The organism is Streptomyces sp. AB3(2024) (assembly GCF_041862025.1).
GTDB lineage: Bacteria > Actinomycetota > Actinomycetes > Streptomycetales > Streptomycetaceae > Streptomyces.
In genome coordinates this window covers 1-11,773 of the sequence record NZ_JBGWAB010000186.1, presented here as the reverse complement: position 1 = coordinate 11,773, position 11,773 = coordinate 1, and the positions used below count along the sequence as shown (strand labels likewise).

Annotated in this window: 10 protein-coding genes and 1 pseudogene; 6 read left to right on the top strand and 5 right to left on the bottom strand. The window is 74.5% G+C overall.

Features of this window, described 5'->3' with window-relative positions:
- Nucleotides 1-146: 146 nt before the first annotated feature.
- Entirely contained in the window at nucleotides 147-419 is a 273-nt protein-coding gene (locus ACEPPI_RS37710; protein ID WP_373919774.1) for a hypothetical protein, read from the top strand.
- Nucleotides 416-802 (top strand): hypothetical protein, encoded by a 387-nt coding sequence (locus tag ACEPPI_RS37705; RefSeq protein ID WP_373919773.1) that lies wholly within the window; start codon nucleotides 416-418, stop codon nucleotides 800-802. The genes ACEPPI_RS37710 and ACEPPI_RS37705 overlap by 4 nt, the downstream gene beginning before the upstream one ends.
- Before the next feature lie 13 nt (nucleotides 803-815).
- Here ACEPPI_RS37705 and ACEPPI_RS37700 read toward each other — a convergent pair whose 3' ends face one another.
- From ACEPPI_RS37700 to ACEPPI_RS37680, 5 genes are read right to left on the bottom strand one after another with little or no spacing between them, the layout of a single operon-like run.
- Complete coding sequence (locus ACEPPI_RS37700; protein ID WP_373919772.1) at nucleotides 816-2,126, bottom strand: DUF58 domain-containing protein; 1,311 nt, start codon at nucleotides 2,124-2,126, stop codon at nucleotides 816-818.
- The gene (locus ACEPPI_RS37695; protein WP_373919771.1) at nucleotides 2,126-3,088 is read right to left on the bottom strand and encodes an AAA family ATPase; all 963 of its coding nucleotides are present in this window, start codon (nucleotides 3,086-3,088) and stop codon (nucleotides 2,126-2,128) included. Before ACEPPI_RS37695 ends, ACEPPI_RS37700 begins: the two co-directional genes overlap by 1 nt.
- On the bottom strand, nucleotides 3,085-4,554 hold the full coding sequence (locus ACEPPI_RS37690; RefSeq protein ID WP_373919770.1) for a DUF4350 domain-containing protein: 1,470 nt from the start codon (nucleotides 4,552-4,554) through the stop codon (nucleotides 3,085-3,087). The genes ACEPPI_RS37695 and ACEPPI_RS37690 overlap by 4 nt, the downstream gene beginning before the upstream one ends.
- Nucleotides 4,551-5,234, bottom strand: coding sequence for a DUF4129 domain-containing protein (locus ACEPPI_RS37685; protein WP_373919775.1), 684 nt, complete (start codon nucleotides 5,232-5,234; stop codon nucleotides 4,551-4,553). The genes ACEPPI_RS37690 and ACEPPI_RS37685 overlap by 4 nt, the downstream gene beginning before the upstream one ends.
- 4 nt (nucleotides 5,235-5,238) lie before the next feature.
- A complete protein-coding gene (locus ACEPPI_RS37680) occupies nucleotides 5,239-6,480 on the bottom strand; it encodes a hypothetical protein (protein ID WP_373919769.1) in 1,242 nt (413 codons plus the stop codon).
- Nucleotides 6,481-6,714: 234 nt separating this feature from the next.
- On the opposite strand from ACEPPI_RS37680, the gene mtrA reads away from it, so the two are divergent.
- From mtrA to ACEPPI_RS37660, 4 genes and pseudogenes are all read left to right on the top strand, one after another.
- Nucleotides 6,715-7,404 (top strand): two-component system response regulator MtrA, encoded by a 690-nt coding sequence (gene mtrA, locus ACEPPI_RS37675; protein WP_356224172.1) that lies wholly within the window; start codon nucleotides 6,715-6,717, stop codon nucleotides 7,402-7,404.
- Nucleotide 7,405: 1 nt separating this feature from the next.
- Nucleotides 7,406-9,367, top strand: coding sequence for an MtrAB system histidine kinase MtrB (mtrB, locus tag ACEPPI_RS37670; RefSeq protein WP_373919768.1), 1,962 nt, complete (start codon nucleotides 7,406-7,408; stop codon nucleotides 9,365-9,367).
- Nucleotides 9,354-11,246, top strand: coding sequence for an LpqB family beta-propeller domain-containing protein (locus ACEPPI_RS37665; protein WP_373919767.1), 1,893 nt, complete (start codon nucleotides 9,354-9,356; stop codon nucleotides 11,244-11,246). Before mtrB ends, ACEPPI_RS37665 begins: the two co-directional genes overlap by 14 nt.
- 104 nt (nucleotides 11,247-11,350) lie before the next feature.
- Nucleotides 11,351-11,773 (top strand): annotated as a pseudogene (locus ACEPPI_RS37660) (ComF family protein); the annotation flags it as partial.

Sequence of the window (11,773 nt, the reverse complement as noted above, 5' to 3'; positions counted from 1 at the left end):
CAGCGCCGATGGTACTGCAGGGGGGACCCTGTGGGAGAGTAGGACGCCGCCGAACAATCATTGTGGGAAAGCCCCGCACCTTATGGTGCGGGGCTTTTCTGCGTTCAGGGGGGCGTCATCCTGTATACGCGCCGTATACTTTGGTCATGTCTGATGCCATGATCCGTGTCCCGGCCGAGGTGAGAGATCGCCTCTCGGTCATCGCCGAGTCCCGTGGGACGTCCATCCGTGCCCTGGTCCAGGAGTTCGCGGAAACCACGCTGACCGCTGAAGAGCGGCGCGAGCGGGCGGACCGTGCCCGTGGCTACATGGCCGAGCACTTCGGCGTGGAAGTGACCGACGAGGAGAGCGAGGCGATGGGGCGCAAGATCCGTGATGCCTTCGCTCAGCAACCAGGTGCCCAAGGTGCTGCTGCATGATCCGACACCACCTCGTCCTGGACACGCCGTCCTTGCTCGCCCTGTCGGGCCATCGACAGATCTCCGCCCTGATCCACAGGGCCTACCTGGACGCCGATACGTGTTTGTGGGCGCCGACGCTGTCGATCCTGGAAGCAGATCTGCAACGTGCGGGGACCGCAGAGCACGTCGGTCAGCTCGATGTCATCCACACCGTTGACCTCGACTACCCGGCGGCCCTGGCTGCGGGCCGGCTGAGCCGGGGCGGTGTACCCCTGGGCATTGCCGCGGCGGTACATGCCGTGGGTCACCTACCCGACTGGGGGGCGGGTGCGCTGGTCGCGACGGTCGAGGCGAAGGCGTACGAGGGGCTGGGCGTGGCGGTCTTCGACCTGGACCGCTGACCGTGTCGTTTCGTCAGAGCCGGCCGGCGGCCTTGAGGGAGAGGTAGGTGTCGGCCAGGGCGGGGGCCAGGGTGTCCGGGGTGGCGTCGACGACGTGGACGCCGTGGCGGGAGAGCTGCTCGGCCGTGCGCAGCCGCTGGGACTGGGTCTGGGTGGCCGCGGCGGCCTCGTAGACGGCGTCCAGGGAGCCGCGGGAGGCGGCCATCTCCGCGATGTGCGGGTCCGCCACGGAGGCCAGGACGACCGTGTGCCGCTGGGTGAGGCGGGGGAGGTGCGGGAGCAGGCCCTCCTCGATCGGGGCCGCGTCCAGGCCGGTCAGCAGGACCACCAGGGAACGGCGCGGGGCGCTGCGCAGGATCGTGGAGACCAGCGCCCGGGAATCCGTCTCGACCAGTGCCGGTTCCAGGCCGGCCATCGCGTTCACGAAGGCCGGGAGGGTGTCGGCGGCCGAACGGCCCTGGATCTGGGCGCGCGTACGCCGGTCGTGGGCCAGCAGGTCGACGCGGTCGCCGGCGCGGGTGGCCAGGGCGGCCAGCAGCAGGGCCGCGTCCATCGAGGAGTCCAGGCGGGGGGCGTCGCCGACGCGGCCCGCGGCGGTGCGGCCGGTGTCCAGGCAGATCAGGATGTGCCGGTCGCGTTCCGGGCGCCAGGTGCGGACGGCGACCGTGTTCCGGCGGGCGGTGGCCCGCCAGTCGATGGAGCGGGTGTCGTCACCGGGGACGTAGTCGCGGAGGCTGTCGAACTCGGTGCCCTCACCACGGGTGAGGACGCTGGTGCGGCCGTCCAGTTCGCGCAGGCGGGCGAGGCGGGACGGGAGGTGCTTGCGGCTCGTGAAGGGGGGCAGGACCCGCACCGTCCAGGGGACGGTGTGCGAGCCCTGGCGGGCGAGCAGGCGGAGCGGACCGTACGAGCGGATCGTGACGCGGTCCGCCCGGCGGTCGCCGCGCCGGGTGGGGCGCAGGCGGGTGGTCAGACGTCGGCGGTCCCCCGCGGGGACGGCCAGGGAGTGGCGGGAGGCGGCGGCCTCGGTGCCGGAGGGCCAGCTGCTCGGTGGCCAGGCGTCGCGGACGTCTGCGCGCAGCGTGCGGGTGCCCGGGTTGGTGAGGGTGAGGTGTACGTCGGCCGGCTCGCCGAGGCGGACCGAGGCGGCGCCCGAGCGGGTCGGCTTCAGGGTGCGTACGGGGGCCGCCAGGGCGTAGTCGACGGCGCAGGCCAGGGCGAGGGAGCCGTTGACCGCGAGGAGGCCGGTCCAGCTCGGTTCGAGGAGTCCGACGGGGATGCTGCCGAGGGCCGCCAGCAGGGCGGCGCGTCCGGTGAGGGCCATCAGCGGGGGACCGGGACGCGGGCGAGGATCGCCGAGATGACGCTGTCGCAGGTGACGCCCTCCATCTCGGCCTCGGGGCGGAGCTGCACGCGGTGGCGCAGGGTGGGGAGGGCGAGGGCCTTCACGTCGTCGGGGGTGACGTAGTCGCGGCCGGTGAGCCAGGCCCAGGCGCGGGCGGTGGCCAGCAGGGCGGTCGCGCCGCGCGGGGAGACGCCGAGGGTGAGGGAGGGCGATTCGCGGGTGGCGCGGCAGACGTCGACGACGTAGGCGGTGATCTCGGGGGAGACGGTGGTCTCCTCGACGGCCTTGCGGGCGGCTTCGAGGTCGCGGGGGCCGGCGACCGGGCGGATGCCGGCGGCGTGCAGGTCGCGCGGGTCGAAGCCGGCGGCGTGCCGGGTCAGGACGCCGATCTCGTCCTCGCGGGAGGGCAGCGGGACCGTCAGCTTGAGGAGGAAGCGGTCGAGTTGGGCCTCGGGGAGGGGGTAGGTGCCCTCGTACTCGACGGGGTTCATGGTGGCGGCGACGAGGAACGGCTCGGGGAGCTTCCGGGGGGTGCCGTCGACGGTGACCTGGCGTTCCTCCATCGCTTCGAGGAGCGAGGACTGGGTCTTGGGGGGTGTGCGGTTGATCTCGTCGGCGAGCAGGAGGTTGGTGAAGACCGGGCCGTCCTGGAAGGAGAACTCGGCGGTCCGGGCGTCGTAGACGAGGGAGCCGGTGACGTCGGTCGGCATCAGGTCGGGGGTGAACTGGACGCGCTTGGTGTCGAGTTCGAGGGAGGCGGCGAGGGCGCGGACCAGGAGGGTCTTGGCGACGCCGGGGACGCCTTCGAGGAGGACGTGGCCCCGGCACAGGAGGGCGACGACGAGACCGGTGACGGCGGAGTCCTGGCCGACCACGGCCTTGGCGATCTCGGTGCGGAGCGCTTCCAGGGAGGAACGGGCGCTGTCCGTGGTGGCCGTCATGAGGTGCGGACCTCTCTTTCGAGGGCGTCGAGGTGGTCGGCGAGCGCGACGAGTGCCGCGTCGTCGGCGGGGGTGGTGCCGAAGAGGAGGGTGGCCGGGTCGTACGGGCGTGCGTCGGCGGTGAGGCGGGCCGATACGGCGGGGACCAGGGTCGCGGGGTCGTGGGCCTGCGGGGCCGGTACGCCGACCAGTGGGGCGAGGCGTTCGCGGGCGGCGGCGCGCAGCACGGCCGCGGCGCGGTCGCGGGCGTCGGCCCTGCGGTAGAGGCGGGCGCGGCCCTCGGTGGCCTCGGAGGCGCGGATCGCGACCGGAAGGTTCTCGGTGACGAGGGGGCCGAGTCTGCGGGCCCGCCACAGGGCGGCGAGGGCCGCGGCGGTGAACAGCTGGAGCAGGGCCCAGGTCCAGCCGGCCGGGACGAGGCCGAGGAGGGAGGTGTCCTCGGCGCCGGTGCCGGGGTCGGCGGACATGTCCGCGGGGGTGGGCAGGTACCAGACGAGTTCCGGGCGGGAGCCGAGGAGCTGGAGGGCGAGGGAGGCGTTGCCCTCGTCGGCGAGGCGCTTGTTGAGCAGGAAGGTCTCGGAGCCGAGGAGGACGGTGTCGCCGCCCTTGGTGGTGCTGGGGAGTACGAGCAGGGTGGGGTGGCCGCCACTGGGGTAGCAGGCGGTGGCCCCGGGGAGGTCGGTGGTGTAGCGGAGGCCGTCGCCGGTGCCGGCCCGGCCGGCGGTGGCGGCGGGGAGGGCGCAGGCGGGGTTGCCCGGGTCGAGGTCGCGCTGGTGGGCGAAGCCGTTGGCGCGGGCGGCGGGGGCCAGGTCCGGGAGGCTCGGGCTGCCGGGGGAGACGAGGACGGTGCGGCCGCCGGAGAGGTCGATGGCCGAGCGGACGGCGCGCCGTTGGGGCTCGCCGAGCAGGTCGGGGTCGGCGACGAGGAGGGTGGTGCCGGGGCCGGCGGCCGTCGCGGCCTCCGCGGCGTTGGTGACCACCCGGGTGGTGACGCCGCGCTCCTTGAGGAGCTGGGCGAGCGCGCGGCTGCCGTCGGGGTCGGCGGAGCGCGGGTCGAGCCGGCCGTGGTGGTCGCCCGCCTGGAGGCCGGCGAGGGCGACGGCGGCGGTGAGCAGGATGCCGGCCGCGAGGAGGAAGCCGCGGGCCCGGGTCCAGAGCTGGGCGCGGGTGAGGGCGGTGGAGGTGGCGCCGGTGCCCGTGCCCTGGCCGGGCCGGGTGGTGGGCCGGGCGGCGGGGTGGCCGGGGCCGCCGGGGTGCGTGCCGCCCGTTCCGTCATCGGTGCCCGGAAGGGAGGGCCCGGCGGTGTGCCGGGGTCGCCCGGTGCCGGCGGTGGTGCCCGTAGGGGCGGGCGGTGCGGTGTCCTGGGGTCGCCCGGTGCCGGAGGTGGTGCCCGAAGGGGCGGGCGTCGTGGCGCCCCGGGCGGGCGCGGTGCCGTCGGTGGTGTCGTCGGGTGGGGTGGGCGTCATGGGGTGGGGCCCGTCAGGAGGGGCTTCGTGCGGGTCAGGGTGAGGTCGAGGTCGCGCAGGCGGGCGTAGGTGTCGGGGTCGCCGGAGCGGCCGCCGTAGGTGACGTCGTCGAAGGCGCGGGCCGCCGCGCGCAGGTCCGCGGCGTGGCCGGGGAGGGACGCGGCGGCTTCGGCGGCGGCCTCGTCGGCGGTGCGGCCGGGGCGGGGGTCGAGGAGGGTGCGTTCCTCCAGGGAGCGGACGACGGCGCGCATGCGTTCCTGGACGGCCTCGGTCCAGCGGCCGGCGGCGGCGTGGGCCTCCGCGGCCGCGCGGTGGTCGGCGGCGGTGCGCGGGCCGTCGTCGAAGAGGGTGTCGGCGCCGGTGGCGGTGCGGCGGGGGGTGCCCAGGCGCCACCACAGGGCGGCGAGGGCCAGGACGACGAGGAGGACGACGGCGAGGAGGCCGAGTCCGCCGCCCGGAGTGGCTCCGGAGGCGCGGTCGAGGAACTCGCCTATCCACTCCCAGAAGCGGTCCAGGGCGCGCTGGAGGAGCCCCGGGTCGTCCTGGTGGTACATGGGCTTGGACAGCTCGTGTTCGGCCGCCTCGCGGGCAGCCTCGCGCGTCGTCGTCAGTGGTGGTGTCCCGTCGCGCGGCAGCAGGGCCGCCGCGCCCGTGACGATGAGTCCCCCCGTGCTCATCAGTGCGTCAGCCCCCGGTGACCGGTCCGCCGCCGTCCTGGCCGGCGGCCCGGGCGAGTTCCAGGTCCAGGGCCTCGCGGCGGATGCGCTGGTCGACGTAGAGGAGGGTGGTGACACCCGTCTGCATCGGCAGGGTGACGGTGGCGGCGACGACCGATCCGATCGCGGTGATGATCAGGAAGGTCCAGCCCATGGTCGCGGAGCCGTCGAGCAGGGAGCCGAGGCCGCCGGGGGCCAGGAACAGGGCGACGGCCGCGAACGGCATGACGATGATCGCGGAGGTGATCGCCCGGAGCAGCCAGGTCAGCAGGCTGATGCCGAAGATCCGCCACCACGAGCCGCGGACCAGCTTGGCGGAGCGCTTGAGGGCGTCGGTGACCGAGCCGCGTTCCAGCATCAGCGCGGGCGGCGCCAGGACGAAGGTCACGTAGAACCAGGCCAGGAGCACCATGGCGACGGGGACGCCCAGGACCGCCAGCCCGGCGCTGCCCGCGAGGATGCCGGGCAGTACCGGCAGGACGGCGGCGGCGAGGGCGCCCAGCAGCAGGAGGGCGACGAGGCCGGCCAGGCGCGGGGCCAGCGGGCGGACGGCCCGCAGGGTGGCGGGGAGCGTGGAGGGCCGGCCGAGGACGGCGTGGCTGACGACGGGCGCGAGCACGGCAGTGACCAGGAACAGCCCGAGGATCTCCAGGTAGTACTCGGTGCCGTACAGGAGGGCGGTGTCGCCGAGGAGCTTGCTCGTCTCGGCGGCGCTCGGCGTCCGGTCGGTGGTGATCACGGCGCTGCCCATGGTGGCGCGCTGGACGAACAGCAGCGCGATCTCGGACAGGGCGGCGACGACCAGGCTGATGGCGAGGACGGGGCGCCAGTGGCCGCGCAGCGTGCTCACGGCGCCGTCGAGGATCTCGCCGAGGCCCAGGGGGCGCAGCGGGATGACGCCGGGCTTGGCGGCGGCCGGCGGGCCGCCCCAGCCGCCGGGGTGGGCGTACGGGGAGCCGTGGGGCGTGCCCGGCTGCTGCTGCGGTCCGGAGCCGTACGATCCCCAGCCGGTCTGCGGCTGCGGCGCCGGGGCCGCGGGCGGGGTGTTGCCCTCGGCCGGGCTCGACCACTGGCCGGGCGGCGGCTGGGTGGCGGACCACTTGGCGTCGGCGGCGGTCGGCGCGGCGGGCGGCGCGGCGGGCCGGTCGCCTTCGGGGCCCTGTCCGTCGGACGGGGATCCGGGCGTGGCCCAGCCCGGAGAGTCGTTCATCGTCGCTCCTTCACGTGCACCTGCCGCGGCCGGCGCGCTGGTCGGCTGCCATCGTGCCACGGGGATCACGGAACGAACCGGCCGTACCCCCGGGTTCCCGGGCAGCCCGCCCTTCAATTGTCGCGTGGATCCGGGGCAGACTGGTCGTCCTGATCACCACGCAGGTCCGAGGGGCGATTTCCAGCCCTTTTGGCTGTGGGACAGCTCACCGCCAGGTAACGATTAGCTAATGGGATGATGTCAAGCATGAAGGGACGAGTCCTTGTCGTCGACGACGACACCGCGCTGGCCGAGATGCTCGGCATTGTGCTGCGTGGAGAAGGTTTTGAGCCGTCGTTCGTAGCGGACGGCGACAAGGCACTGGCTGCCTTCCGGGAGGCGAAGCCGGATCTGGTGCTGCTCGACCTCATGCTGCCCGGACGGGACGGCATAGAGGTCTGCAGGCTGATCCGGGCCGAATCGGGTGTGCCGATCGTCATGCTCACGGCGAAGAGCGACACGGTGGACGTGGTGGTGGGCCTGGAGTCCGGGGCCGACGACTACATCGTCAAGCCGTTCAAGCCGAAGGAGCTGGTCGCCCGCATCCGGGCCCGCCTGCGCCGGTCGGAGGAGCCCGCGCCCGAGCAGCTGGTCATCGGTGACCTGGTCATCGACGTGGCCGGGCACTCGGTCAAGCGCGACGGCACCTCGATCGCCCTGACCCCGCTGGAGTTCGACCTGCTGGTCGCCCTCGCGCGCAAGCCCTGGCAGGTGTTCACCCGCGAGGTGCTGCTGGAGCAGGTCTGGGGCTACCGGCACGCGGCGGACACCCGCCTGGTCAACGTGCACGTACAGCGGCTGCGCTCCAAGGTCGAGAAGGATCCGGAGCGCCCCGAGATCGTCGTGACGGTCCGCGGTGTGGGCTACAAGGCAGGACCGAGCTGACGTGCAGCCCGGCACGCCCCGGGGCGGCCCCCGACGGGGAGTCCTGAGGGGCGGCCGGCTGCTCCAGGAGGGAGCGCCCGGCGGCCCCCTGCTGCGGTTGTTCGGACGTCTCGTCCGCCGGCCGCTGCTTCCGGCTGTCCGCCTGTGGCGCCGCAACATCCAGCTGAGGGTGGTCGCGGCGACGCTGCTGATGTCGCTCGCCGTGGTCCTGGCGCTGGGCTTCGTGGTCATCGCGCAGGTCAGCAAGGGTCTCCTCGACGCCAAGGAGGAGGCCGCGCAGAGCCAGGCCGCGGGCGGGTTCGCGGTCGCGCAGGAGAAGGCCAACACACCGTCCGTGGCCGACGGGGCCGAAACCACCGACAACAAGGTCGGCCAGGACGCCAGCACCTGGATGAACGCGCTGGTCAAGCAGCTCGCCAGTGGCGGTCAGACCGCCTTCGAGGTGGTCGCGCTCGGCGCGGGCACCGGTGAGCAGGCGGCCGGCGCGCAGGGCGTCAAGGGCGCCCGCGCCTCCGGCAACGTCGACCCGACCGCGAGCGTCCCGTCGGCGCTGCGCAGGTCCGTCAACCACGGCACCGGGACCTTCAAGACCTTCTGGCAGATCCGGTACACCGCGGGCACCGGGGACAAGGCGCCGGAGCCGGCGCTGGTCGTCGGCAAGCGGCTGACCGACATCAACGGGGACCCGTACGACCTGTACTACCTGTTCCCGCTCACCCAGGAGGAGGAATCCCTCAACCTGGTCAAGGTCACCTTCGCCACCGCCGGCGTGTTCGTGGTCGTACTGCTCGGCGCGATCGCCTGGCTCGTCGTACGCCAGGTCGTGACCCCCGTCCGGATGGCCGCCGGGATCGCCGAGCGGCTCTCGGCCGGGCGGCTCCAGGAACGGATGAAGGTCACCGGCGAGGACGACATCGCCCGTCTGGGCGAAGCCTTCAACAAGATGGCCCAGAACCTCCAGCTCAAGATCCAGCAGCTGGAGGACCTGTCCCGGCTGCAGCGCCGCTTCGTCTCGGACGTCTCCCACGAGCTGCGCACCCCGCTGACGACGGTCCGGATGGCCGCCGACGTCATCCACGACGCCCGCGCCGACTTCGACCCGGTCACCGCCCGGTCCGCGGAGCTCCTCGCGGGGCAGCTCGACCGCTTCGAGTCCCTCCTCGCCGACCTGCTGGAGATCAGCCGGTTCGACGCGGGAGCCGCCGCGCTGGAGGCGGAGCCCATCGACCTGCGGGACGTCGTACGCCGGGTCATCGACGGCGCCGAACCGCTCGCCGAGCACAAGGGGACCCGGATCCGGGTCCTCGGCGACACCCAGCCGGTGATAGCCGAGGCCGACGCGCGGCGGGTGGAGCGAGTGCTGCGCAACCTGGTCGTCAACGCCGTCGAGCACGGCGAGGGCCGTGACGTGATCGTCCGGCTCGCCTCGGCGGGCGGGGCCGTGGCGGTGGCCGTCCGCGACTACGGCGTCGGGCTCAAGCCCGGCGAGGCCACCCGTGTCTTCAACCGGTTCTGGCGCGCCGACCCGGCGCGGGCGCGCACGACCGGCGGTACGGGCCTGGGCCTGTCCATCGCCGTCGAGGACGCCCGGCTGCACGGCGGCTGGCTCCAGGCCTGGGGCGAGCCCGGCGGCGGCTCGCAGTTCCGCCTCACCCTGCCGCGCACCGCCGACGAACCGCTGCGCGGTTCGCCGATCCCGCTGGAGCCCGAGGACTCCCGGAGCAACCGGGCGCGGGCCGCGGCCGAGGCCGCCGGGCGCGGCAACGGGTCCGGCGGGCCGGGTGCCCGTCCCGCGGCCGGCGAGCGGGACGGCCGTTCGCCGATCCCGCCGCGGCCGGCCGTCACCACCGCCCAGCCGGTGCCCGCCGACCCGACGGCGCTGCCCGGCAACGGCGCCCGGGTCGTGTCCAGGCCCGCCGACCACGGAGCAGCACAGGAGGATGGATCCGGTGGAGGACGCTGAGCGCGCGTCGTCGTACGTACGGGGTGCGGGGCGCGCGGAGCGCGGGGGCCGGGTGCGGGGCACGCGGCGCACGGGCTCCGCGGGCGTGCGGGCCGCCGCCCTCCTCGGGGCCGCCGGGCTGCTGCTGGCGGGCTGCGCGTCCATGCCCGACCACGGCGAGATCCGCCGGGTGGAGGCCTCGCAGGGCGTCGATTCGCAGGTGCGGGTCTTCGGCGCGCCGCCGGCCGACAAGGCCAGCCCCGCCGACATCGTCGACGGCTTCCTGGAGGCCATGACCAGCGACGACCCGCAGCTGGCCACCGCCCGCAAGTACCTCACCGAGGACGCCGCGAAGGACTGGCGGCCGGGCTCGGCCGTCACCGTGCTCTCCGCCGGCCTCGACCGGGTGCGCGTCGAGGGCGAGAAGGACCCCGATTCGCCCCGCTGGAAGGTCACCGGCAAGAAGCTCGCGACCGTCGACGAGCGCAGCGCGTACCAGCCGGAGACCGGCGGCAAGCGCTACGAGGAGTTCCTGCAGCTGGTCCAGGTCAACAAGCAGTGGCGGATCTCGACGCCGCCCAGCAGCCTGGTGCTCAGCGAGTCCGACTTCCAGCGCATCTACAAGCCGGTGAACAAGTACTACTTCGCGGGCGGCACGCTCGTCGCCGATCCGGTGTACGTGCGTCAGCGCAGCGATCCCGACTCCCGGATGGACCCGACCACGCAGACCGTGCAGTCGCTGCTGGACGGGCCCTCGAAGTGGCTCGGCCCGGTCGTCTCCACCGCCTTCCCCAGTGGTACGGCGCTGCGCGAGGGCACCAAGTCCCTTTCCTACGACGGCCAGAACACCCTGCGCGTGCCGCTCAACGAGAAGGGCGGCAACGTCGGGCAGCCGCAGTGCCAGAAGATGGCCACGCAACTCCTGTACACGGTGCGGGACCTGACGGCCTCCCGGCTGGACCGGGTCGAACTGCTGCGTTCCGACGGCAAGTCCTCGCTGTGCTGGGTGACGGGCGTGGCCGCCGCGTCCATCGCCGGCCGTCCGGCGCCGCCGGAGCACCAGTACTACGTGGACAAGGACTCCAAGCTGGTCCGGATGGTCCTCAACGCCAACGCCGACGAGCAGCAGCAGGACAAGCCGGAGGTGGCGCCGGGGCCGCTGGCGACGGCCGCCGGCTTCAAGGTGGGCTCGGCGGCGATCGCGTACGACGAGAAGCGGGCCGCGGTCGTCTCCGACGACGGGCACGGGCTGTACGTGGTGACGCTGACGACGGCCGGGCAGATGCCGCAGCCGCTGCTGACCAGCAAGACCGGCAAGCTGACCCCGCCCAGCTGGGACGCCCAGGGCGACCTGTGGGTCGCGGACCTCGATCCGCAGACCCAGGGTCTGTACCGGATCCCGGGCGGGACCGGGACCCCGCAGAAGGTGGATGTCGCCGGGCTGGACGGCGGGCGGATCAGCGCGCTGAAGGCCTCCTCGGACGGGGTGCGCATCGCGCTGCTCGTGGAGAAGGAGGGCGGCCGCAAGAACCTGTTCATCGGGCGGATCGAGCGGCCCGAGGGCAAGGGCGACACCTCGCGGCTGTCGGTGCGGGAGCTGCGGCCCGCGGCCCCGCAGATGGCGGAGGTCACGGCGATGAGCTGGGCGCCGCGGGGCCGGCTGCTGGTGGTGGGCCGCGAGAGCGGCGGGGTCGACCAGGCCCGGTACATGCTGGCCGACGGTTCCATGGTCGCCGCGGGGCTGCCCGGGGCCACCGGGCTGACCGCGATCGCGGCGGCCGACGACGAATCGAAGCCGGTGGTGGCCTTCTCCGGTGAGGACGGGATCGTGTGGCTGCCGCCGGGGGCGCAGTGGCGCACGGTGGCGGCGGGCGGCAAGGCCCCGGTCTACCCGGGCTGAGCCCGGGGCCGGCCGGTCCGCAGGGTCCGTCCGGGCCGGGGGCCTGCGCCGGGCGGTTGTCCACAGGGGTCGCGCGGCCGGTGGACGCCGGGCAGGGTGGAGGCATGCGGGGGTGGTGGCAGGAGCTGGCCGGGCTGGTGCTGCCGGGTGACTGCGCGGGCTGCGGGGCGGCGCGGGCCGTGCTGTGCCCGCGCTGCCGGGAGGCGCTGAGCGGGGCCGGTGCGGGGCCGGTGCGTCCCGCGGCGCGGCGGGCGGGCCCGATCGGGCTGCCCGGTGTGCACGCGGGGGCACGGTACGAGGGGGCCGTACGGGCAGTCCTGCTGGCCCACAAGGAACGCGGGGCGCTGCCCTTGGCGGGCCCGTTGGGCGCGGCCCTGGCGGCGGCGGTGCTCCGGGGCACCGGGGCCGGCGGCGGGCCGCGTGGCGGGTCCCGGGACGGGTTCCGCGACGGGTTCCGCGACGGGGCGGGCGGGGCCGGGCCCGGGGCGGGGGAGCTGGTGCTGGTGCCGGTGCCCTCGGCGCGGCGG

Coding starts and splice junctions, on each gene's coding strand:
- ACEPPI_RS37710 (WP_373919774.1), top strand. CDS start 147: ATGTCTGATGCCATGATCCGTGTCCCGGCCGAGGTGAGAGATCGCCTC.
- ACEPPI_RS37705 (WP_373919773.1), top strand. CDS start 416: ATGATCCGACACCACCTCGTCCTGGACACGCCGTCCTTGCTCGCCCTG.
- ACEPPI_RS37700 (WP_373919772.1), bottom strand. CDS start 2,126: ATGGCCCTCACCGGACGCGCCGCCCTGCTGGCGGCCCTCGGCAGCATC.
- ACEPPI_RS37695 (WP_373919771.1), bottom strand. CDS start 3,088: ATGACGGCCACCACGGACAGCGCCCGTTCCTCCCTGGAAGCGCTCCGC.
- ACEPPI_RS37690 (WP_373919770.1), bottom strand. CDS start 4,554: ATGACGCCCACCCCACCCGACGACACCACCGACGGCACCGCGCCCGCC.
- ACEPPI_RS37680 (WP_373919769.1), bottom strand. CDS start 6,480: ATGAACGACTCTCCGGGCTGGGCCACGCCCGGATCCCCGTCCGACGGA.
- mtrA (WP_356224172.1), top strand. CDS start 6,715: ATGATGTCAAGCATGAAGGGACGAGTCCTTGTCGTCGACGACGACACC.